At 40.7% G+C, this 21,889-nt stretch carries 18 protein-coding genes and 1 tRNA gene; 12 read left to right on the forward strand and 7 right to left on the reverse strand.

Going from position 1 to position 21,889, the window contains the following annotated elements; translation table 11 throughout:
* Positions 1–12 precede the first annotated feature (12 nt).
* The 3 genes from trpC to I2F31_RS01500 are packed head-to-tail and all read right to left on the reverse strand — an operon-like array spanning position 13 to position 2,472.
* Entirely contained in the window at positions 13–819 is an 807-nt protein-coding gene (gene trpC / locus I2F31_RS01490) for an indole-3-glycerol phosphate synthase TrpC (RefSeq protein WP_195768086.1), read from the reverse strand.
* A 20-nt stretch (positions 820–839) separates the two neighbouring features.
* Positions 840–1,880 (reverse strand): anthranilate phosphoribosyltransferase, encoded by a 1,041-nt coding sequence (trpD, locus tag I2F31_RS01495; protein WP_195768085.1) that lies wholly within the window; start codon positions 1,878–1,880, stop codon positions 840–842.
* A 7-nt stretch (positions 1,881–1,887) separates the two neighbouring features.
* Positions 1,888–2,472: an anthranilate synthase component II gene (locus tag I2F31_RS01500; protein ID WP_195768084.1), complete on the reverse strand. Its 585-nt coding sequence runs from the start codon at positions 2,470–2,472 to the stop codon at positions 1,888–1,890.
* Between the two features lie 830 nt (positions 2,473–3,302).
* Here I2F31_RS01500 and glnA point away from each other — a divergent pair.
* The 6 genes from glnA (at position 3,303) to I2F31_RS01530 (ending at position 7,673) form a co-directional block, all read left to right on the forward strand.
* A complete protein-coding gene (gene glnA, locus I2F31_RS01505; RefSeq protein WP_195768083.1) occupies positions 3,303–4,712 on the forward strand; it encodes a type I glutamate--ammonia ligase in 1,410 nt (469 codons plus the stop codon).
* A 134-nt stretch (positions 4,713–4,846) separates the two neighbouring features.
* Positions 4,847–5,290, forward strand: coding sequence for a MarR family winged helix-turn-helix transcriptional regulator (locus I2F31_RS01510; protein WP_195768082.1), 444 nt, complete (start codon positions 4,847–4,849; stop codon positions 5,288–5,290).
* A 130-nt stretch (positions 5,291–5,420) separates the two neighbouring features.
* Positions 5,421–5,852 (forward strand): organic hydroperoxide resistance protein, encoded by a 432-nt coding sequence (locus I2F31_RS01515; protein WP_195768081.1) that lies wholly within the window; start codon positions 5,421–5,423, stop codon positions 5,850–5,852.
* Between the two features lie 166 nt (positions 5,853–6,018).
* Positions 6,019–6,531 carry a chorismate--pyruvate lyase family protein gene (locus tag I2F31_RS01520; RefSeq protein WP_195768080.1) on the forward strand — a complete coding sequence of 171 codons (513 nt, stop codon included), beginning with the start codon at positions 6,019–6,021 and terminating at the stop codon, positions 6,529–6,531.
* Positions 6,531–7,406 (forward strand): 4-hydroxybenzoate octaprenyltransferase, encoded by an 876-nt coding sequence (gene ubiA, locus I2F31_RS01525; RefSeq protein ID WP_195773313.1) that lies wholly within the window; start codon positions 6,531–6,533, stop codon positions 7,404–7,406. The genes I2F31_RS01520 and ubiA overlap by 1 nt, the downstream gene beginning before the upstream one ends.
* Before the next feature lie 33 nt (positions 7,407–7,439).
* Complete coding sequence (locus tag I2F31_RS01530) at positions 7,440–7,673, forward strand: hypothetical protein (RefSeq protein ID WP_195768078.1); 234 nt, start codon at positions 7,440–7,442, stop codon at positions 7,671–7,673.
* A gap of 37 nt (positions 7,674–7,710) precedes the next feature.
* Here I2F31_RS01530 and I2F31_RS01535 read toward each other — a convergent pair whose 3' ends face one another.
* Together I2F31_RS01535 and I2F31_RS01540 are read right to left on the reverse strand one after the other, a co-directional pair.
* Positions 7,711–8,139 (reverse strand): DUF2726 domain-containing protein, encoded by a 429-nt coding sequence (locus I2F31_RS01535; RefSeq protein WP_228285052.1) that lies wholly within the window; start codon positions 8,137–8,139, stop codon positions 7,711–7,713.
* 63 nt (positions 8,140–8,202) lie between these two features.
* Positions 8,203–8,278, reverse strand: a tRNA-Asn gene (locus I2F31_RS01540).
* A gap of 306 nt (positions 8,279–8,584) precedes the next feature.
* Here I2F31_RS01540 and I2F31_RS01545 point away from each other — a divergent pair.
* From I2F31_RS01545 to I2F31_RS01560, 4 genes are read left to right on the forward strand one after another with little or no spacing between them, the layout of a single operon-like run.
* A complete protein-coding gene (locus tag I2F31_RS01545; protein WP_228285051.1) occupies positions 8,585–9,778 on the forward strand; it encodes an efflux RND transporter periplasmic adaptor subunit in 1,194 nt (397 codons plus the stop codon).
* Between the two features lie 13 nt (positions 9,779–9,791).
* Positions 9,792–12,926, forward strand: a complete 3,135-nt coding sequence (locus tag I2F31_RS01550) for an efflux RND transporter permease subunit (protein ID WP_195768076.1) — start codon at positions 9,792–9,794, stop codon at positions 12,924–12,926.
* A 1-nt stretch (position 12,927) separates the two neighbouring features.
* Entirely contained in the window at positions 12,928–16,047 is a 3,120-nt protein-coding gene (locus tag I2F31_RS01555; RefSeq protein ID WP_195773314.1) for an efflux RND transporter permease subunit, read from the forward strand.
* 1 nt (position 16,048) lies between these two features.
* Positions 16,049–17,452, forward strand: a complete 1,404-nt coding sequence (locus tag I2F31_RS01560) for an efflux transporter outer membrane subunit (RefSeq protein WP_195773315.1) — start codon at positions 16,049–16,051, stop codon at positions 17,450–17,452.
* 115 nt (positions 17,453–17,567) lie between these two features.
* Here the strand turns inward: I2F31_RS01560 and I2F31_RS01565 are convergent, their stop codons facing one another.
* Together I2F31_RS01565 and mrcB are read right to left on the reverse strand one after the other, a co-directional pair.
* Positions 17,568–18,185: a hypothetical protein gene (locus tag I2F31_RS01565; protein ID WP_195768073.1), complete on the reverse strand. Its 618-nt coding sequence runs from the start codon at positions 18,183–18,185 to the stop codon at positions 17,568–17,570.
* 61 nt (positions 18,186–18,246) lie between these two features.
* Positions 18,247–20,571: a penicillin-binding protein 1B gene (gene mrcB, locus I2F31_RS01570; protein ID WP_195773455.1), complete on the reverse strand. Its 2,325-nt coding sequence runs from the start codon at positions 20,569–20,571 to the stop codon at positions 18,247–18,249.
* A 156-nt stretch (positions 20,572–20,727) separates the two neighbouring features.
* Here mrcB and I2F31_RS01575 point away from each other — a divergent pair, with 156 nt between their 5' ends.
* Positions 20,728–21,642, forward strand: coding sequence for an NAD(+) kinase (locus I2F31_RS01575; protein WP_195773456.1), 915 nt, complete (start codon positions 20,728–20,730; stop codon positions 21,640–21,642).
* A complete protein-coding gene (locus I2F31_RS01580) occupies positions 21,639–21,887 on the forward strand; it encodes a YeaC family protein (RefSeq protein ID WP_195768072.1) in 249 nt (82 codons plus the stop codon). The genes I2F31_RS01575 and I2F31_RS01580 overlap by 4 nt, the downstream gene beginning before the upstream one ends.
* Positions 21,888–21,889: the final 2 nt, after the last annotated feature.

The following is a 21,889-nucleotide window of genomic DNA, read 5'->3' on the forward strand; positions in this document are numbered from 1 at the left end:
TTTAATGCGGTATTAAAGTGTTTTGGGGGTACCAAATAACTCAAAAAATGCCTGATCTGGTGCAGGTTGTTTCATAAAGCTTTCACCCACTAAAAAGTGGTTGATCTGATGTTGTTGCATAAAGGCGACATCTTGAGGGGTAGCAATGCCACTTTCTGTAATGAGTAGGCGATCTTTGGGCAACATTTTTTTTAGTTGAACAGAATGAGCTAAATCTACTTTAAATGTTTTTAGGTCACGGTTATTTACACCCAGTAAACAACGCTCATCTAAAAGCAATGCACGCTCAAGTTCAGCTTCATTATGTACTTCAACGAGTACATCTAAACCGTACTCAAAAGCTGTTTTAGACATTTCTTCAAGTTGTTGGTTAGAGAGGCATGCAACAATCAGTAAAATACAGTCTGCATGAATTGCTCGAGACTCTACAACATTATATGGGTCAATCAGAAAGTCTTTTCTAAGTGCGGGTAAGTTGCAGTTTTGACGTGCAATATGTACGTTTTCATCTGCACCCTGAAAAAAGTCAACATCTGTAAGTACAGATAAACAAGCAGCCCCTGCTTTTTCATACTGTTGGGCAATTTCGGCAGGATCAAACTGCTCACGAATGACACCTTTAGAGGGAGATGCCTTTTTAATTTCAGCAATCACGCCAGGTGCTTTGTGAAGTAAAGCATTGGCAAAGCCTCGAGTTGGGCTTGCGTGTTGTGCCATTTGCTCTAGGTCATATAAGGTGTATTGCTTACGCCGTATGGCAAGCTCTTCAATTTTTCGGTCAATAATTGTACCCAAAATGGTGTTCTTTATATCGGTCATATTTGTACTCTACTGAATGTCTAAACCAGTTTTATATTTTGGGTAAACTCGGCAAAAACACTCATTTTTTCGAGTGCTTGTCCACCATCAATAATATCTTGTGCAAAGGCAACACCCTGAGCGTAGCTGTTTGCAAGGCCCGAAACATAAATACCCGCACCCGCATTGAGTGCAATCATTTGTGCTGCTTTGTCGCCTAACTCAGATTTTTTACGGCCAAGTGCATTTTGAATCAGCTTGAGACTTTGTGCTGAATTTTCAATGCTTAATCCTGTCAGTGTTTGTGATGTGATGTTGACATCTTCAGGACGAAGTGACCATTCAGTGATTTGACCTTGATAAAGCTCAGCCACATGAGTTTGTGTTGCTAGACTAATTTCATCAAGACCGTCTTGTGAGTGAACAACCATGACGTGTTCAGCCCCAAGTTGCTTTAACACCTCAGCCAGTGGCAAGCAGAGTTCTTTAGAAAAAACACCAACCACCAAGCGTTTTACACCTGCAGGGTTAGTGAGTGGGCCAAGTAGGTTAAATATAGTGCGTATGCCTAAATCTCTACGTGCTTTAATGGCATGTTTCATTGCTTGGTGGTGGTTTGGTGCAAATAAAAAGCCAATGCCCATCTCACGAATACAGCGTTCAGTTTGGGCAACATTTAAGTCAAGCTGTATACCTGCTTGTTCAAGCAGGTCAGATGAACCTGACGAGCTCGATACTCCACGGTTGCCATGTTTTGCCACATGAGCACCAGCAGCTGCAATGACAAAACTTGATGCAGTGGAAACATTAAATAAGTTTTGACCGTCACCGCCTGTACCGACAATATCAACCAAGTGTTCTACACCTGTAGTATTTACAGGAACTGCAAGTTCACGCATCACGCGAGCCGCCGCGGTAATTTCTTCAATGGTTTCGCCTTTTAAGCGGAGCCCCATGAGTAAAGCACCAATTTGTGCATCGGTTGCTTCGCCTTGCATAATACTAGACATGACCGCCGTCATTTGTGTATCTGTGAGGTGAATCTGCTTGGTAATATGCTTCAGTGCTTGTTGAATATTCATAGTGTAATTATTTATAAATCTCTAAAAAATTCTTAAAAATGTCATGACCGTGTTGGCTTAAGATTGACTCTGGATGGAATTGCACGCCTTCTATTGGAAGGGTTTTATGACGAACGCCCATAATTTCCTCCATTGAGCCATCTGGATTATTGGTCCAACAGGTGACTTCTAAACACTCAGGTAAAGTGGCTTGGTCAATCACTAAAGAGTGGTAGCGTGTTGCAGTAAAAGGTGAGGGAAGGTGACTGAAAATGCCCACGTTACTGTGGTACATATCAGATAAACGCCCATGCATGACTGTTTTTGCACGCACAACGTTGCCACCAAATACTTGCCCAATACTTTGGTGTCCGAGGCAAACGCCTAAAATTGGAATTTTACCTGCGAAATGTTGAATGGCTGCCAATGAAATGCCTGCTTGTGTCGGTGAGCAAGGGCCTGGGCCAATCACGAGGTATTTAGGTTGCCATGATTCAATGTCCTCTAATGATACTTGGTCATTGCGTACAACTTTAACCTCTTGATTTAACTCGCCAAAATATTGCACGATGTTATAGGTAAAACTGTCGTAATTATCTATCATTAAAAGCATTTTATAGCCAACCTTTTGAAAAATGATGATTTATTTGGTGGTGTGATATTTGATACTCAATATCTTACTCACACACAGAAAAGTCTGTCTTTTTCTATGCATCAATAAAAAACACCAATTAAGTACTTACTATATCAGATTTTTTATGTTCTTCTACTTTTTGCTTCATGTAGGATAAATACAAATTACTCCTAGTTTTGTTTAAGATATTGTGTTTTTAAAAGGAAGTATTTTTTCTGGTTTAAATTTTAGAAAATAAGATGTTGCAAGCCATACATGTGTAGTGGGGGGGAGTGTAGGTATTTTTTTAAAGTGCTTTATGCCTTTTCAATTCTTGAGCTAATTCTAACTATTGCTTCGGATGATTCATTGTTCATAGAAGTTTAATGATACTGGCGTTTTACGCTAAGACCTATTTAATTTTATGTGTTCTTTTGGTGCAATATGGAAAGCGCTTTGGTTGGTTTTATAGTGAATTATATCGGTTAAACGACTATAAATGACTGTTTTAAGCTGGTACGGCTGTGAGTAGAGACTAAAGTTGTATTTTGTATGAGTTAGATTGGTGTTGGTGCACTTAATTTGTGCGTTTTGTTGGTTTAATTGTATTTAAGTGATGAAATTAAATTTCCATGTTTGTTTTTGGTGCAATTCAAAGGTAATCATTTGTAATTTTGTATATAAAAAGATAAAAAAGTGATAATGTATTTTCTTGTTATCAGCACCTTAGCCTCAATTGCTGAAGTTGGCATGAGAGTTGCTTTTCTAGGGGGTAACAACCAACATGCACTTCGCAAGTGCAATAAAATATGTTAAATGGAGCAAAGAGCATGTCAAATAAGGTTCTTGAATTAATCAAAGAAAGCGGTGCTAAATGGGTTGATTTTCGCTTTACTGATACTAAAGGTAAAGAACAACATATTACGTATCCATCTGATTCAATCGATGAAGATAACTTCGAAGATGGTAAAATGTTTGATGGTTCTTCAATTGCTGGCTGGAAAGGCATTGAAGCATCGGACATGATTTTACGCCCAGACGCAAATACTGCTTTTATTGATCCATTCTTTGCTGAAACAACGGTTGTTGTGACTTGTGACGTAATTGAGCCAGTGACTGGACAAGGTTATGAACGTGACCCTCGTTCAATCGCACGCCGTGCAGAAGAATATTTAAAGTCTACAGGAATTGGTGATACTGCATTTTTTGGTCCAGAGCCAGAATTTTTCGTATTTGACGAAGTGAAGTGGGACATTGATATGTCTGGCGCACGCCACACACTTTATGCTGAAGAAGCTGCATGGTCTACAGGTAAAGACTTTGATGCGGGCAACTCAGGTCACCGTCCACGTGTGAAAGGTGGTTATTTCCCTGTACCACCAGTAGATTCTCATCATGATATGCGTGCAGAAATGTGTGCAAAAATTGAAGAAATCATGGGGCCTGGTCGTGTAGAAGTACATCACCACGAAGTTGCATCTTGCCAATTAGAAATTGGTGTAAGTTTCAACACGATGGTAAGCAAAGCAGATGAAGTACAGCAATTCAAATATGCTGTGCATAATGTTGCACACCAATATGCAAAAACAGCAACCTTTATGCCTAAACCAATGGTTGGCGATAACGGTTCTGGTATGCACGTACATATGTCTATTTCTAAAGACGGCAAAAACTTATTTGCTGGTGATGAATATGCAGGTTTATCAGAAACTGCACTATACTTCATTGGTGGTGTGATTAAGCATGCACGTGCGTTAAATGCTTTGACTAACCCATCAACTAACTCATACAAGCGTTTAGTACCGCATTATGAAGCACCAATTATGTTGGCTTATTCTGCGCGTAACCGTTCTGCATCTATTCGTATTCCTCACGTATCTAGCCCGAAAGGCAAGCGTATTGAAGCACGTTTCCCAGATCCAGCGGCTAACCCGTACTTAGCATTTGCTGCATTGCTTATGGCTGGTCTTGATGGTATTCAAAACAAAATTCACCCAGGTGAGCCAGCAGACAAAAACTTATATGACCTTCCTCCTGAAGAAGAAGCAAAAATCCCAACAGTGGCTCATAGCTTAGATATGGCACTTGATGCACTGAAAGCAGATCATGACTTCTTGTTAAAAGGTGGTGTGTTCACTAAAGACATGCTAGATGCTTATATTGAATTGAAAACTGAAGATGTACGTCGTTTAAATACAACGACTCATCCAGTTGAGTTTGATATGTACTACAGCGTTTAATTTGATGTGATAAAGAAAGCTCACTTCGGTGGGCTTTTTTTTATTCAAGTGTATTCAGTTGGTTGTTGGATGCCTGAATATTTTGTGTAAAATGTTATACTGTTCAAATAAATGAATAGAATTGTGAGAGATACATGCTAGAAAAAGATGAACTTCTAAAATTAGAAAACCAACTTTGTTTTGCTGTGTATTCTGCCAATTTATCATTTAATCAAAAGTATCGTAAGCTTTTAAAACCGCTCGGTTTAACCTATTCACAGTATTTGGTCATGTTGGTTTTATGGGAAAAAAAGCATGCAATGGTTTCAGATATTGGTAAAAGATTATTTTTAGAGTCATCTACGCTCACGCCCATGTTAAAGCGTTTAGAGGGGCTTGGGCTGATTGAGCGGAAACGTTCTGTGCAAGATGAACGCCAAGTCATTATTACTTTGACGGAGCAAGGTAAAGATTTAAGAGTGCTTGCCGAAACAATACCAGAAAAAATTCAGTGCGAAAGTGAATATACATTACAAACAATATTAGATATTAAACATCAGTTGAATGATTTACGTGATAGGCTGAATCAGTCAGGTTAGATTTATTGTAGATGATTTACGTGATAGGCTGAATCAGTCAGGTTAGATTTATTGTAGATGATTTATTGACAAGCAATATACATCGTGTACGATATAGTTGTGAGATAGATAAAACTGTGGAGCATATAATATGTCATTAGAAAAAGTTGTTTATACTGCAAAAGCTGTAGCTACAGGTGGACGTGATGGACGTGCAACATCAGATAATGGCGCTTTAGATGTAAAGCTTGGTGTGCCTAAAGAGATGGGTGGTGCAGGCGGTAACGATGTAACGAACCCTGAACAATTATTTGCAGCAGGCTATTCAGCATGTTTTCTAGGTGCAATGAAGTTTGTCGCTGGGCGTGATAAATTTGATATTTCTAAAAATGTTTCTGTATCTGGTGAAGTGGGTATCGGTCCGATTCCAACAGGTTTTGCTATTCAAGTGACACTCAATATTTCACTGCCAGGCATGAATGAAGAAGAAGCAACTAAACTTGTTCAAGCAGCCCATATTGTATGTCCATACTCAAATGCAACACGTGGCAATATCGACGTTACATTAAATGTAACGACTTAACTCTTAAAAATGATTGATTAAAATGCTCACATTGTGTGGGCATTTTTTATGGTCATTTGATAAAAGTGTTGTGATTCAGGTGCTTTGTTTTAAATGGCATTATCAGGTAGAAAAAAATAAGGTAATATGGTCGCCTAAGTGATTCTTATCAATGTAGTAGCGATGTATGTTTAAAAGTGCTCAAGTCATTTTGGCATCTGACCCTCATCAAATTCCAGATGTTTTACATGCATGGTTGTACGCCAGAGGCTCATTGACTGCACAGCTAAAGCAGTTATCCAATGGTCAGTTTCATGTTCTGCCCATTAAAGAGAAATTTGAGCGCCCGCAAAGACAATATAATCAATGGTTAAATACACCGCTACATCATACTGCATGGGTGCGTGAAGCACTGTTGTATGGGGCAGAAAAAACACCGTGGGTTAAAGCCACCAGTATTTTCCCAGTGATGAGTGTACAAAAGCAAGCGCGTATTTTTAAATCATTGGGCTGTAAGCCAATTGGTTGGTTTTTATTTCAAAGAACGCAACCAACATGTAAACGCCGTATACTCAAACTTGATGATGGTTGGACACGGCAAAGCTGTTATACATGGCATGGCTGTCAATTTATCGTGCAAGAAACGTTTCTTGCTTCATTTGAACAATACTTATATCAAAAGCAACAAAAAGGTCTGTAATGACAATATCACAACAGCATTGGAAGCAAAAACTGTCTGCATATTATCGCTTATGTCGTTTTGATAAACCGATTGGCACAGAGCTTGTTTTATGGCCAACGCTATGGGCTTTATGGATCGCATCAGGTGGTATGCCAGACTTAAAAACGCTGGTCGTGATGGTTTTAGGTGCGATCTTTATGCGAGCGGCAGGGTGTGTGATTAATGATTTTGCAGACCGTAAAGTCGATTTACATGTTGAGCGAACCAAGCATAGGCCACTCACTGCGGGTGAAATTTCTTCAAAAGAAGCATTGGCACTATTTTTTATACTCATTATAGCAAGTGCCAGTTTATTATTTTTTCTACCGATGGCAACCTTCTATTGTGCTTTTGGTGCATTGTTCCTTGCCTGTATTTATCCATTTATGAAGCGTTATACTCATTTACCCCAAGTGGTTCTGGGTGCGGCATTTTCATGGGCAATTCCAATGGCATTTACGGCAGTTGGTCGTCCTATAGATTTTACATGTGTGCTGTTGTATATGGGTAATTTGGCGTGGACAGTAGCTTATGATACTCAGTATGCCATTACAGATCGAGAAGATGATTTAAAAATAGGTGTAAAGTCGACTGCCATTTTATTTGGTCGTTTGGATATTTTAATGATTGTTGCTTTACAGTGTTTGAGTGTGTTATTGGTTGCTTGGGCAATGTATAGAGATGATATACTGCACCCATATGGTACGATTGCTTTAAGCGTGGTCTTAGTCGATTTTTTTTATCAGTGGCTAAATATACGGCAAAGAAATCCTAAGCAATGTTTCCAAATGTTTTTGCATAACCGCTGGGTTGGCATGATCATTTTTATAGGGATATTTTTTAGTTTATTATAGTCAGAAGGTAAGTCCTGTGGAGATATGTGTAAAATGAGTCCAGATCAGCGTCAGATTAATAAGAAAAGATGGGTTATTTTTGGTGTTGCGTTATTAATTCCTATTTTATTGGTACTTTTATTATTTGTTGCGGCTTCTCAAGATGCAAAGATGAAAAAGCAGTACGAAGCAGAGCGAGCATCTTATGCTGAAAACTATAAGAAAACTGAAAGTGAACAGCTGATCGCTTCAGACCCAGAAGCGAGTACTTCACCTAAAAAACCTTAAATATAGATTTATACCGCCAGACTGGCGGTTTTTTTATTTAAGACAACAAATCTTGCCTAAGTTGTGTAGTGGATGGAATAGAGGTGTAGCGAAAGACACGGTAGCCTGCCTGATTAAGCATGTAATCTCTCATGCGATCTTCTTCTTGTTTGTTGTTGTGGCTCGGGTCGTCAAGCTCAATAATGGCAACAACATTCATACTTTTTGTCGTAATAACAAAGTCGGTGACTTTTCGATTAAATTGATTACGAAACTTATAGTCTTGAGTGGTAATAAGTGCGCTAAAGGCGACTTGCGTGAGTACGTGGTGGTGAGGAAAAGCTTGAGTTAAACGCACAAACATCCGCGTTTCAAACTTGGTGATAATGGGGCGTGAAAAATAGTGCTGACGCTGTTTGAAGAAGATTTGCCATATGATGTAAATGGCAACTAAAAATATCGTAATAAAAATAATGTATTGTTGCATGGGCATGTCATTACCGAACAGTCATAAAAAAACCCACTCAATATGTGAGTGGGTTTTAGAATTTGGCTCTCCAACCTGGGCTCGAACCAGGGACCTGCGGATTAACAGTCCGTCGCTCTACCGACTGAGCTATTGGAGAATCTGAAACGGATTTTAGAGACTAGGCACTATTGAGTCAAGCATGATTGCAAAAAAACTGTAATAAATGCGGTTATTTGCTTTAAAAATGATCTTTTGTAAGTTTTTTATACAACTTAAGCCTTCCCTCATTTTTTTAATATAGCTTTGCTGTGGTTATGTAAGTATGTACATAAGATATATTATTATTTTTTACATGAAAGACATGATTCATTCATGAATATGGTGAATACTATGTGCTTAAAAGTGATAAATAGTTTTATTTATACTGATAAACGCAATATGCTAAAAAAATTAAGGTTGTGCTATGTCTGGAAAAATAAAAGCCATTATATGGTTTGTTGTGGCCGTGGTGGTTTGTGTGGGTGCTTATTTATATTTTAAAGCACAACCAGCTAAAGATGATAAAGCAAATATGAAAATGAATAGAGATACACCGGTGCAAGTCGGCTCGGTGTCGTCTCAAGATGTTGCTGTACAGTTAAGTGCTTTGGGTACGGTGGTTGCAGATAAAACGGTGACAGTGACCAGCCGAATTACAGGGCACTTACAACAAGTGTATTTCCAAGAAGGGCAGTATGTAAAACAAGGGCAGTTATTGGCTCAAATTGATGTTAAACCTTATCAAGCTACTTTAGAGCAATATCAGGGTACATTATCAGAAAGCCAAGCACAGCTCAAAAATGCGCAACTCACCCTTGCACGTTATCAGCGTTTATATGAAAAAGATTCGATTGCTAAACAAGACTTAGACACACAAATGGCAACGACTACTCAGTACCAAGGTGCAGTAAAGTCTGCTGAAGGTCAAATTAAAACGGCTGCGTTGAATATTCAGTATGGGCGTATTACCGCTCCAATTTCAGGCTATATTGGTTTAAGAAAAATAGATGTGGGCAATGCAGTGAGTGCAGACAGTACAAGTATTGCTGTAATCACGCAAATGCAACCGATGGCGGTCACTTTTAATATTCCACAAGCCAATATTTCTAATATTATTCAGCCATTACGAGATGGCGGTGCATTGCCAGTAGATGCCTTTGACCAATCTGGTACACAACAGATTGCACAAGGGCAAGTAAAAGTCATTAGTAATGAGATTGACAGTACGACAGGCACGGTGATGCTAAAAGCCATGTTTGACAATAAAAATAATGCATTATTTCCAAATCAGTTCGTCAATATTAAATTAAAGGTGAATACCTTAAAAGATGCTTTAGTGGTACCAAGTGCAGCAGTACAGGTAGGCACGAGTGGAAAATATGTATTTGTGATTGATGAGCAATCTACAGCCCATAAAGTCACAGTGACAACAGGCCCAGAAACGGGCAATAACCAAGTTGTTGTATTAACAGGCTTAAAGGCAGGGCAAAATGTAGTAACCAGTGGCAGTAGCTCATTGGGGAATGGCAGTAAGGTGAAGATTGTTACCCCTGAAAAAGTCGATGTGAGTGTCTTAGATGCTGCAAAACAGCATGAACATAACAAACGCCCACGTTGATGAGTAATGTCTTATGAATCCATCTCGTATTTTTATTGAGCGACCCGTTGCCACACTACTGCTCATGATTGCAGTGGTGCTCACAGGGATATTGGGCTATAAAAACCTCTCTATTTCTGCACTACCAGAAGTTGATTACCCTGTCATACAAGTCACAACCCTATTTCCAGGGGCAGGGCCTGAGGTCATGACCAGTGGTGTGACTGCACCGTTAGAACGTCAGCTTGGCCAAATGGCTGGCTTAAATCAAATGTACTCAACCACATCTGGCGGTGCTTCAGTTATTACATTAAAGTTTGGTTTAAGCACCTCTTTAGATGTTGCAGAACAAGAAGTACAGGCGGCCATTAATGTGGCGGACTCTTTACTACCGAGCGGGTTACCCAACAAGCCAAGCTATAAAAAAGTAAACCCTGCAGACACAGCAATTTTAACTCTAGCGGCTACATCTGAAACATTGCCATTAACGCAAGTACAAGACTTGTTAAATAATCGTGTTGCACTCAAGTTGTCACAAATTTCTGGGGTAGGCTTAGTCACCCTTGCAGGTGGGCAACAAACCGCAGTACGGATTAAAGCCAATCCAACTTTATTGGCACAGCACGGTCTGGCATTAAGTAATATTTTAACGGTTGTGAATGCGGCTAATGTCAATGGTTCAAAGGGGGGCTTTGATGGCGTGAGTCAGTCTATTACCATTGAAACCAATGACCAATTACGCAGTGCCGATGAATATAAAAATTTAGTATTAAAGTACAACAATGGCAGTGCCATTTATTTAAAAGATGTGGCTGATGTTGAGCAAGCACCGCAAGACTTGTATCAAAGTGCATCTGCCAATGGTCAACCTGCAATTATTGTCAATGTGCAAAGACAACCTGGCACCAATGTGGTGGCGATTGTAGACAGTATTCGTAAACAATTACCTGCATTACAAGCGAGTTTACCTGACTCTGTAAAGCTCACCGTATTATCTGACCGTACCCAAACCATTCGTGCTTCTATTCATGACGTACAGTTTGAGTTAGTACTTGCCATGTGTTTGGTAGTGATGGTGTCTTTCTTATTTTTAAGAACGTTTGCTGCCACATTTATTCCAAGTATTACCGTGCCATTGTCAATTATTGGTACATTTGGTGTTATGTATTTGGCAGGTTTTTCCCTCAATAATCTCACGCTCATGGCATTAACCATTGCCACAGGTTTTGTGATTGATGATGCCATTGTGGTGGTGGAAAATATACAACGCCATATCGAACGTGGTGATTCGCCGATGCAGGCGGCACTAAAAGGGTCTAAAGAAATTGGTTTTACCATTATTTCACTGACCATTTCTTTAATTGCCGTGCTGATTCCTTTGCTATTTATGGGCGATGTGATTGGGCGTTTATTTAGAGAGTTTTCCATCACGCTTGCGGTGTCTATTGTAGTGTCGATGATTGTTTCATTGACCCTGACCCCGATGTTAAGTGCGTATTTACTCAAACATATTCCCGAAAATGAGCATAATCGTGTTGCACAAGCTTTTGGTCGAGGTTTTGAAAAGTTATTGCGTGGCTATGAGCAGTGCTTGAAATGGGTATTGGCACATCAGGGCTTTACCTTATTGGTTGCAGTAGCCACTTTGTTTGTAACAGTTGCTTTATATGTATTTATTCCAAAAGGATTTTTCCCTACACAAGACACGGGCCTAATTCAAGCAACTACGATTGCACCGCAAGATATTTCTTTTGCTGAAATGTCACAAAGGCAACAAGCATTGGTGAATGTATTACGTAAAGACCCTGCAGTAGATGCGATTTCTTCTGTGGTAGGGGTAGATGCAGCCAATAACAGCACTTTAAATGCAGGTCGTTTACAGATTAGTCTGAAAGATTTTTCTGAGCGAGATGGCGCAGACACAGTGATTGCCCGTTTGAAGCAAGATGCTGAACAAGTGGCAGGCATCTCGTTATATGCGATTAAGAGCCAAGATTTGAGTGTTGATGACCAAGTCACGCCAAGCCAATATCAGTTTAGTTTAGATACTCCAGATCAAAAGGATTTAGAAGTTTGGACACCCAAAATGTTGCATGCCATGCAAGAAAGTCCAATTTTTCGTGATGTGACGGAAAACTTGCAAAATCAAGCCAAAGTGGCCTATGTAAATATTAATCGGGTAGAGGCGAGTCGTTATGGCTTAACGGCGACAGACATCGATAATGCACTATACAATGCCTTTGGACAGCGCTTAATTTCAACTATTTACACACAAGCCAATCAGTACCGTGTGGTTTTAGAAGTGAATGAGCAGTACAAAAAAGACATGTCTGCATTTTCAAATATCTACTTGGCCAATGCCAATAGTTCAACCACGAGTACCACAACAACATCGACCACCAGTACTACAACAAACCCTTCAATGGTGCCTTTAAGTAATCTGGTGAGTATTTCTGAGCGTACAGGGTATTTAAACTATACACGTATCGACCAAACGCCTGCGGTGACTTTTTCATTCAATTTGGCATCGGGTTATACCTTAGATGATGCGAATGTCGCTTTGACAAACATTCAGTCAGAGATACAACTTCCCCATACCGTGAATTTTAAGGCGCAAGGGGCTTTACTTGCCTATACATCTACAGGGGCAAATACTTTATGGCTGATTTTAGCGGCTGTAGTGACCATGTATATTGTATTGGGTATTTTATATGAGAGTTGGATTCACCCAATTACGGTATTGTCGACTTTACCTTCGGCAGCCATTGGTGCATTGCTCGCACTGCGTTTGAGCGGTACAGAATTTTCTTTAATTGCATTGATTGGTGTTATTTTGCTGATTGGTATTGTGAAAAAGAATGCCATTATGCTGATTGACTTTGCAATAGAGGAAAAGGCGCAAGGCAAGTCAGCCAGTGATGCCATTTACCAAGCCTGTATTTTACGTTTTAGACCCATTTTAATGACCACCTGTGCGGCCTTACTTGGTGCTGTTCCTCTGATGTTTGCAGCAGGCTCGGGAGCTGAGTTACGTCAACCTTTAGGTTTAGTGATTGTGGGCGGACTTATTTTTAGCCAACTGCTGACCTTATTTACGACGCCCGTGATTTATTTGGCTTTTGAGCGTTTGGTAACGCCTCACAAAAAAGATTTACCCGTGGAGCGTTAATATGAACTTTTCTAAGGTTTTTATTTTACGCCCGATTGCAACGTGGCTTTTAAGTCTTGCGATTACCTTACTTGGTGCGTTGGCTTTTTATTTGATGCCTGTTGCACCGATGCCGAAAGTGGAAATTCCAACCATTATGGTTCAGGCGAGTTTGGCAGGTGCAAGCCCTGAAACAATGGCTGCGACAGTTGCCACGCCGTTAGAACGTGCCATGGGGCAAATTGCAGGGGTGACTGAGCTGACTTCAAGTAGTGGGCAAGGTTCAACCAATGTCGTGATTCAGTTTGACTTGAGCAAAGACATTAATAGTGCGGCAAGAGAAGTTCAAGCAGCGATTAACGCTGCACGAAGTTTACTGCCAAGCAGCATGAAAACGTTGCCAACGTATAAAAAAGCCAATCCATCAGATGCTCCGATTGTCATTTTGTCACTCACCTCAACGCACTTAAGCCGAGGGCAATTGTATGACTTTGCTTCAAGTAAGCTACAACAAAAAATAGCCCAAATTCAGGGTGTGGGTCAGGTCTCTATTCGAGGCAGTGCATTACCTGCGGTGCGAGTTGGCTTAGAGCCTAAAAAGTTAGAAAGCTACGGTATTTCTTTAGATACAGTACGCACGGCAATTAATAATGCGACCACAAATAGCCCAAGAGGGTTATTAACGAATGATCATCAAACCTTCTGGATTGATGCCAATGGTCAGTTAACCAAAGCTGCAGATTATCAAAATGTAGTAGTGGCATACCGCAATGGGGCAGCGGTGTATTTAAAAGATGTTGCCTCTGTTGTGGACGCTACACAAGATATTTATGCGGCAGGCTATTTAAATAATCAGCCTGCGGTGATGATTTCAGTCACACGCCAAGCCAATGCCAATATGCTACAGACCATCGATGCTTTAAAAGCAGAAATGCCTGTACTGAATAGTATGTTGCCAAGTGATACTACATTAACATTTACCATTGACCGATCACCACTGACGCGTAGTGCGCTACATGACACCGAAATAACACTCGTAATCGCCATTTTATTGGTGATAGCAGTGGTGTTTTTATTTTTACGTAATCGCCGTGCACTGATTATTCCTGCCATTGCTTTGCCAATCTCGATTGTCAGTACATTTTCTGCCATGTATCTATTGGGTTATACCTTAGATTCACTGTCGATGTTGGCTTTGATTATTGCGACAGGTTTTGTGGTTGATGATGCGATTGTGGTACTAGAAAATATTAGCCGACATTTGGAAGAAGGAAAAACGCCGTTACAAGCCGCTTTAGATGGTAGCCGAGAAATTGGTTTTACTGTCGTGTCTATGACCGCATCATTAATTGCTGTATTTATTCCATTGTTGTTAATGGGCGGTATTTTAGGGCGTTTGTTTCGAGAGTTTGCGGTTACGCTGTCGGTGTCGTTGTTATTTTCTTTATTTGTCTCACTCACACTTACCCCAATGTTGTGTGCCAAATTACTTAAATCTGCACCACATAGCGAAACAAAAGGGTGGTTTTATGGTGCGATTGAACGTGGTTTAACAGGGCTACATCAAGCATATATGCGTAGTTTGGCTGTGATAATGCGGCATAAAAAACTCACCATGTTCAGCCTGTTACTCACGGTCATTGGTAATGTCTATTTGTATACTGCTGTTGAAAAGGGTTTTTTCCCAGATCAGGACACAGGTATTTTAATGGGCATGGTTCGTGCCGATCAAAACATTAGTTATCAAGCATTTGAGCCAAAGTTAAAAACCATTGCAGATCAGTTGATGAAAGATCCAAATATTCAATATGTGATGTCATCGACAGGAGGCAGTGGGTTTGGTGCACGAAATACAGGCACATTTTTTATTCGTTTAAAGGATTTGAGCGAACGTAAAGAATCTGCCATGCAAATTGCCAATCGTTTAAGTATGACGACGCAGAATATGGCAGGGGTATCACTGTTTTTGATGCCTGCACAAGACTTGCGTTTGGGTGGGCGTAGTGCGAATGCAACGTATCAATATAGTTTGCAGTCAGATGACTTAACTGAGCTTAGAACATGGAGTCCAACGGTATATGCTGCACTGAAAGGCTTGCCACAACTTACCAGTGTAGACAGTGATTCTCAAACGGGTGGCCAAGAAGTTCGCGTGGTGATTGACCGTGAGGCGGCAACGCGTTATGGCTTAAATGTCGAAGATATAGACACATTTTTAAATAATGCCTTTAGCCAAAGACAAATTGCCACACAATATAAAATGCTTAACCAATATTACACCATTATTGGTTTAGCGGAGCAGTACACTAAAGATCCGCAAATTTTAAATCAACTGCATGTGTTAAATAGTAGTAATGAACCCATTCCTGTGTCTGCTTTTGCACACTTAGAGTATGCTAATACGGCACTTTCAGTTGCACACCAAGATCAAATGGCCACCACAACCATTGCTTTTAATTTGGCTGATGGCGTGTCTTTGCAACAAGCACAGCAGGCAATTGATGAAACCATGACACGGATTGGTTTACCAAGCAGTATTCATGGCAGTTTACAAGGCACTGCTAAGTTGTATGCTGCCTTGGCACAAGATATACCGTGGTTAATTCTATGTGCACTACTCACCATTTATATTTTATTGGGTGTGTTATATGAAAGTTGGATTCATCCTTTAACGATTTTATCGACCTTACCTTCTGCGGGTGTGGGGGCATTGATTTTATTATTGCTTACCAAGACTCAGTTTACGGTCATTGCCATGATTGGTGTTTTACTGTTGATTGGTATTGTGAAAAAGAATGCCATTTTAATGGTCGACTTTGCTTTAGAGGCCGAGCGTAAACAACATCAGTCCCCCGAACAGTCCATTGTAGAGGCATGTGCTAAGCGTTTTAGACCGATTTTAATGACCACGCTGGCTGCTTTTTGTGGGGCATTGCCTTTAATTTTAGAAACAGGCGGTAATGCGGAAATTCATCGACCACTTGGGTATGCCATTTGTGGTGGTTTAGTGGTGAGTCAAATTTTGACATTGTATACAACCCCTGTGATTTACGTATATTTAGATCGTTTTGCAACGTGGGTTAAAAGTCGTTGGGTGGCATGGTATCAACCATCGGCTAAAGATCATTCTCAAGGGCATTGATATGTTAAAAAATAAAATTGTTCAGTCATTATGCGTATTACTGCCTGTATATGCACTCACAGGGTGTATGGTTGGGCCAACGTATCAGGCCCCACAGGTGAGTATGCCTGTACAGTATAAATCTTTGGCAGGTTGGAAAGTGGCTGAGCCAAAAGATACAGTGGCACGTGGGGCATGGTGGGAAGTGTATCAAGACCCTATTTTGAACCAACTAGAACAACAGGTGCAGCTATCTAACCAAAATGTTGCACAATATGTGGCAAAGTATCAGCAGGCGATGGCATTGGTGTCATCATCAAAAAGTAGTTTGCTCCCCAGTGTAACGGCAACGCCTACAGCGACACGTGCACAAAAAACCTCAAGTAGCTCGAGTGACCGTGTGAGTAATAGTTATGCTGCCAGTGTAGGGGCATCATGGGAGCTTGATTTATGGGGCAAGTTACGCCGTCAGGTCGATGAGAATAAAGCCAGTGCTGTGGCAAGTGAAGCAGACCTTGCCAATGCCACGTTAAGCATACAGTCGAGTTTGGCTCAAAGTTATTTTGCTTTGCGTATTTTAGATCAGCGTATAGATTTATATGCACATACCATTACGATTTACGAAAAATATTGCCGTGTATTAGAAGCAAAATATAAAGAAGGCATGATCGCTAAATCTGATCTGACCCAAGCACAGCAGTCGTTGTATAGTGCACAAGCATCGAAAGAAGACTTAACTTGGCAACGTGCACAGTATGAGCATGCAATAGCAGTCTTTGTTGGTAAAGCCCCTGCTGAATTTGATTTGGCTAAGCAGGTGAGTTTAAAACTGTATGTACCCAATGTGCCTAATACGTTACCAAGTGAGTTATTAGAGCGTCGCCCAGATATTGCCGCTGCAGAGCGTCGCGTGGCAGCGGCCAATGAAGCGATTGGTATTGCCATTGCAGGATATTTTCCAAGTCTGAGCCTGTCTGGCAGTTTAGGGTCAAGTAGTAGCCATTTTTCACAGCTCTTTTCTGCCAGTACAGCGATTTGGTCTTTGGGTGCATCTGCATCACAAACGTTATTAGATTTTGGTGCAAACAAAGCCAAAGTGGCATCATCTCGTGCAGCGTATGATGAAACCGTCGCAAGTTATAGACAAACGGTGTTAGATGCCATGCAAACAGTTGAAGACAGCCTTGTAAAATCGGGTAGTTTACAGCTTCAGTTACAAGCACAGCAAAAGGCGCTACAAGCTGCGACAGAGTCTGCCCGTATTTATCGTAATCAGTATGATGAGGGTATGATTGATTATGCCAATGTGGCAACGACAGAGGCGACACGTTTAAGCAGTCAGCAAAGCATTTTACAAACACAATCTACGCAATTACAAAATAGTGTGGCATTAATTGTGGCGCTTGGCGGTGGGTGGCATCATTAAATGCTTGGGTCACAGTTATTTTAGTGACCCAGTATTTTTAAATGCTAGTAAGTGATTGTTTAAACTATGAAATAGGGTTTGACTTATACTGCAAGTGTATTGTTGTAAGATGGTTTTAAGGCAAGCTACTCAAAACACTCTGTGCTTTGCTCACCAAAGTAGTATTATTTTGTTGTTGAGCTGTTTGGAGTACCAATGTCCATAACTGTTTTTTTGCACTGAGATCTGAGGTTAGGCTGGCTGCACGTTGTGCAAGAGCTTGTGCTTGAGCAATATTGTTTTTGCGTAATGCAACTTGTGCCAATAGGGCATAACTGTCACTACTTTGCGGGGAAATGCGTTGCGCTTGCAGCGCTAAGTGTTCTGCACGGTCTATTTGTTGTTGTTTAAATGCTTGCTGTGCTTGGTTCATTAGGTTTTGCACAGCAGGGGGTTGGTTGCTGTGAGGCTGTGAGGCGGTACTTTTCACTTGAACAGGTCTAGCAGGCGGCTGCTTTGTAGGTACAACCACGGTTGTTACTTGTGGTGGTGGAAGCACTTCTTTTTTGATTTCAGTTGTTGGGTATGGTGTCACCACTACACCATTTTCTGTTGTAGGTGGGTTGTTTTTTTCAATCGGTGGAGTGCTTGGTACAGCAGGTGCAGATATAGGTTGGGTGGTTTGTTTTGGAAGTTGGCTACAACCTGCCATGGTAAGTAAAAGCAGTTGACTCAGCAGAAGTGTACGTTTCATATTTTATTATTCTCCAATAATTTTAAGGTCAGGCAGAGCTTTTGCTATACCTGACCACGTTTTAGTTTGGCGTAATATCAATTAAATGCTCTAACGGATCAGTTGAACTCGCTGGCTCTGATGCACTTGGACTGTCTGGTGCAACTTGATAGTTTGGTACAGCACAAGAGATGGCCTGTGTTGGTACTTTTTGTGCCAATAATGGAATATACATTGCACCAGGGCAACCTTGTGCAGATAAATAGCCTGTTGCACTATCAATCCATTGCCATTGTACATCGTCAGGTTGTTTTAAGTTTACAGGCTGTTGCGGAAGCTGTTTCATCACACTTGTCCATACAGGGAGTGCACCAGAAGAACCTGTAAGGCCTGTAATTTTATTGTTGTCTAAACCTAACCACACCACAGTCACATAGTTGCCAGAGTAGCCTGCAAACCATGAGTCACGGGTGTCATTGGTTGTACCTGATTTACCTGCTAAATTCAGTGAGCTTGGTAAGCTTCGGTAAGCCGCTTGTCCTGTACCTGAGCGCATGACTTCTTGTAAACCATAATTCAAAATATAAGCTGCATCTGGGTCAATGGTTTGCTGTACGTCTAAACCATATCTTTCAAGCACTTTACCATGTTGGTCAACGACAGCACGAATAGACTTGGTTGGGTATTTAAAGCCACCTGTTGCAAAGTTACTATAAATACTAAGCACTTCCATTGGTGACATATTGACCGCACCTAAAAATGCAGATGGGTAAGGTTGAATGTTACTGGTCACCCCAAATTTACGTAAATTATTAATAAATGCGGCTACGCCAAACGTTTGCCCCATATTTACTGCGGCTAAGTTATATGAATGCTCTAGTGCTTGCACCATTGGCACCATGCCGTGTTCACCGCCACTGTAGTTTTTAGGTGTCCATGTTTTACCACCACTGGTTACGCTAATCAGTTTATCTGGAATTTGTGTAGCCCAATTATATTCGCCAGATTCAATGGCATTGATATAAATTGCAGGTTTAAGCAATGAGCCAACTTGTCTTTTTGCATCTAAAGCGCGGTTAAAGCCAGTGAAGTCTTCTGAAGAACCAACAACTGCAATCAATTCACCATTTTCAGGGCGTTGAATGAGTACCGCACCTTGTAAGTCATTCAAAACTCTTGGGTTTCGCTTGACTAGGGCCTCAACACTTTGTTTAAACTGTGTTTCTACTTTGGTTTGAGCAACAGGGTCAAGGGTTGTGAAAATACGTAAGCCTTGATTGGTAAGGTCAGTATCTTGGTATTCTGCACGCAGTTGACGTCTTACAATGTCCATAAAATCAGGGAAACGAGTTGGCCCAATAGAAGGTTTGTCGACAACACCTAATGGTCGAGCAATTTCTTGTTCGTATTGAGCTTGAGTCAGTTTACCTGTGGTAAGCATATTATTGAGTACCAAATTACGACGTTCTTTGGCACGCTCAGGGTTACGCCAAGGATTGTATAAAGAAGGGCCTTGGACTAAACCAACTAAAAAGGCTTGCTGAGCAATATTTAACTCATTGAGCGGTAAGCCAAAATAAAATTGTGATGCGAGGCCATAGCCATTAATGGAGTAATTACCATTTTGGCCTAAATGTACTTCATTTAAATAGGTTTCTAAAATTTCATTTTTGCTGTAGTGCATCTCTAGCAAAATTGCCATAAATGCTTCATTAATTTTACGTTTATAGGTTTGTTCTGGGGATAAAAAGAAGTTTTTAATCAGTTGTTGTGTCAGAGTAGAGCCACCTTGTCTGCGACCCCCTGTAATGTTACTAAAAATTGCACGTGCTGTACCGCGAACAGATACGCCATGGTGGCTATAAAAGTCACGGTCTTCAGTGGCAATCAGTGCGTCAATGAGTGGTGTTGGTACATTGGCAAGTTTAATGAGTACACGGTCTTCGTTATGTTGCGGATAGATACCACCAATAAGTAATGGCTCTAAACGGGTTAGCCCTGTGTCTGATGGGTGCGTGGTTTGTACATTAATAATTTGGTCTTGTGCAAAGGTTAAATCTAAGATTTGCTCAACCTCTTCACTGTCGCCAAAGTTAAAACCACGGGTATGTACTGCCACATGGTTGCCATTGACCACAAAGGTACCTGGGGTGTTTCTGTTGTCGGCTTTTTTATAGCCAAGCATGTCAAGCTCTTGTAAAAAATTACTTTCACTGACAGGTGCTTGATTGTAAATTTCTAAAGGTCGTGCATAGACTTTGGCAGGAATATCCCAACGCTGTCCTTCAAATTTTGAACGTATCACATCATCTAAACGAACTAGATAGATACTCAGGGCAATAAACCCGACCACAAAACAGATCGTAAAGATCAATAGAAAAATACCTAAACCACGTTGCGACTTCATAAAAGATGATAAGCTATCTGAAAATAAACTAGACAATCATGCGAACCTTTTCTTAATTTTGCAATAATTATTGTCATAACGATACAAAAACACTGCGTTTTTCTCTAAAATCTCAGTGTTATTGTTGACACCTCATGCAACGGAGAACCTGCGATGGTGGAAAAATTTTCTAAATCATTTCATCATATTGGTTTGATTGGTCGCCCTGATAAAACGTCTGTAGTCACAACCCTATGTTTGATTTACGACCATCTGTTAACGCTTGGTCTAAATCCTATTTTTGATCAAGAAACAGCGGCACTTATGCCGTTTACACCTCAACATAGCCTACACAAAGACCAGGTGGGTGAACATGTCGATTTGGTGATTGTGGTCGGTGGTGATGGAACATTGCTTCATGCTGCACGTTCATTGGTGAAATATAATACCCCTGTTTTAGGGGTTAACCGTGGTCGACTGGGGTTTTTAACCGATATTAACCCGACTGAAGTGATTGCAAAACTTGATTTGGTGTTGCAAGGCGATTTTTTACTTGATCGCCGTTTTTTGTTGGAGCTTGAAATCCGTAAACACAATGGCCCTGCGTATTATAAAGCCATTGCTTTAAATGACATTGTATTGCACTCAGGGAAGTCTGTGCATATGGTCGACTTTAAACTGGAGATAGACGGCAAGTTTGTTTATAGACAACACAGTGATGGTTTGATTGTTGCCACCCCTACAGGTTCTACAGCGTACGCATTATCTGGCGGTGGGCCAATTATTCATCCAAGTTTAGATGCGATTGCACTCGTGCCAATGCACCCACATACATTGTCTTCTCGGCCAATTATTGTGGGGGATCAAAGTGAAATTGTGATTACCGCACAAGAAACCCGTTGGCAACCAATGGTCAGTGCAGATGGGCAAGAAAGCATTTCATTGTCTGATGATGATTTACTCTGCATACGCAAATACCCACATAAGCTGAATTTATTACACCCACCTGGCTATGATTTTTATATGTCTTGTCGGACAAAGTTAGGGTGGAACCAAGATTTTGAAGGTTTAAATGGAGATGAAACCGCATGAATTTAAATGCCATGCTAGAGATGCTTGATGAAAATATTGTTGAGCGTCTAAAAACAGCAGTAGAAATTGGTAAATGGCCAAATGGTATTGCGTTAACCACAGAACAACGACAAATATGTATGCAAGCCGTGATGGCGTGGGAGCATACACATCTATCTGCTGAACAACGAACAGGCTATATCGAAAAACCAAAGTCGGCAACGCATGGTCATACCGATGACGATCTACCAATTCGTTTTGTTTAATC

This window comes from Acinetobacter rathckeae (genome assembly GCF_015627125.1).
GTDB lineage: Bacteria > Pseudomonadota > Gammaproteobacteria > Pseudomonadales > Moraxellaceae > Acinetobacter > Acinetobacter rathckeae.

What these genes read in the sequence shown, in the direction of transcription:
- ubiA (WP_195773313.1), top strand. Translation starts at nt 6,531, where the DNA reads ATGACAATATCACAACAGCATTGGAAGCAAAAACTGTCTGCATATTAT.
- I2F31_RS01535 (WP_228285052.1), bottom strand. Translation starts at nt 8,139, where the DNA reads ATGCAACAATACATTATTTTTATTACGATATTTTTAGTTGCCATTTAC.
- mrcB (WP_195773455.1), bottom strand. Translation starts at nt 20,571, where the DNA reads ATGAAGTCGCAACGTGGTTTAGGTATTTTTCTATTGATCTTTACGATC.
- I2F31_RS01515 (WP_195768081.1), top strand. Translation starts at nt 5,421, where the DNA reads ATGTCATTAGAAAAAGTTGTTTATACTGCAAAAGCTGTAGCTACAGGT.
- glnA (WP_195768083.1), top strand. Translation starts at nt 3,303, where the DNA reads ATGTCAAATAAGGTTCTTGAATTAATCAAAGAAAGCGGTGCTAAATGG.
- I2F31_RS01560 (WP_195773315.1), top strand. Translation starts at nt 16,049, where the DNA reads ATGTTAAAAAATAAAATTGTTCAGTCATTATGCGTATTACTGCCTGTA.
- I2F31_RS01550 (WP_195768076.1), top strand. Translation starts at nt 9,792, where the DNA reads ATGAATCCATCTCGTATTTTTATTGAGCGACCCGTTGCCACACTACTG.
- I2F31_RS01510 (WP_195768082.1), top strand. Translation starts at nt 4,847, where the DNA reads ATGCTAGAAAAAGATGAACTTCTAAAATTAGAAAACCAACTTTGTTTT.
- trpC (WP_195768086.1), bottom strand. Translation starts at nt 819, where the DNA reads ATGACCGATATAAAGAACACCATTTTGGGTACAATTATTGACCGAAAA.
- I2F31_RS01530 (WP_195768078.1), top strand. Translation starts at nt 7,440, where the DNA reads ATGAGTCCAGATCAGCGTCAGATTAATAAGAAAAGATGGGTTATTTTT.
- I2F31_RS01580 (WP_195768072.1), top strand. Translation starts at nt 21,639, where the DNA reads ATGAATTTAAATGCCATGCTAGAGATGCTTGATGAAAATATTGTTGAG.
- trpD (WP_195768085.1), bottom strand. Translation starts at nt 1,880, where the DNA reads ATGAATATTCAACAAGCACTGAAGCATATTACCAAGCAGATTCACCTC.
- I2F31_RS01520 (WP_195768080.1), top strand. Translation starts at nt 6,019, where the DNA reads ATGTTTAAAAGTGCTCAAGTCATTTTGGCATCTGACCCTCATCAAATT.
- I2F31_RS01565 (WP_195768073.1), bottom strand. Translation starts at nt 18,185, where the DNA reads ATGAAACGTACACTTCTGCTGAGTCAACTGCTTTTACTTACCATGGCA.
- I2F31_RS01545 (WP_228285051.1), top strand. Translation starts at nt 8,585, where the DNA reads ATGTCTGGAAAAATAAAAGCCATTATATGGTTTGTTGTGGCCGTGGTG.
- I2F31_RS01500 (WP_195768084.1), bottom strand. Translation starts at nt 2,472, where the DNA reads ATGCTTTTAATGATAGATAATTACGACAGTTTTACCTATAACATCGTG.
- I2F31_RS01555 (WP_195773314.1), top strand. Translation starts at nt 12,928, where the DNA reads ATGAACTTTTCTAAGGTTTTTATTTTACGCCCGATTGCAACGTGGCTT.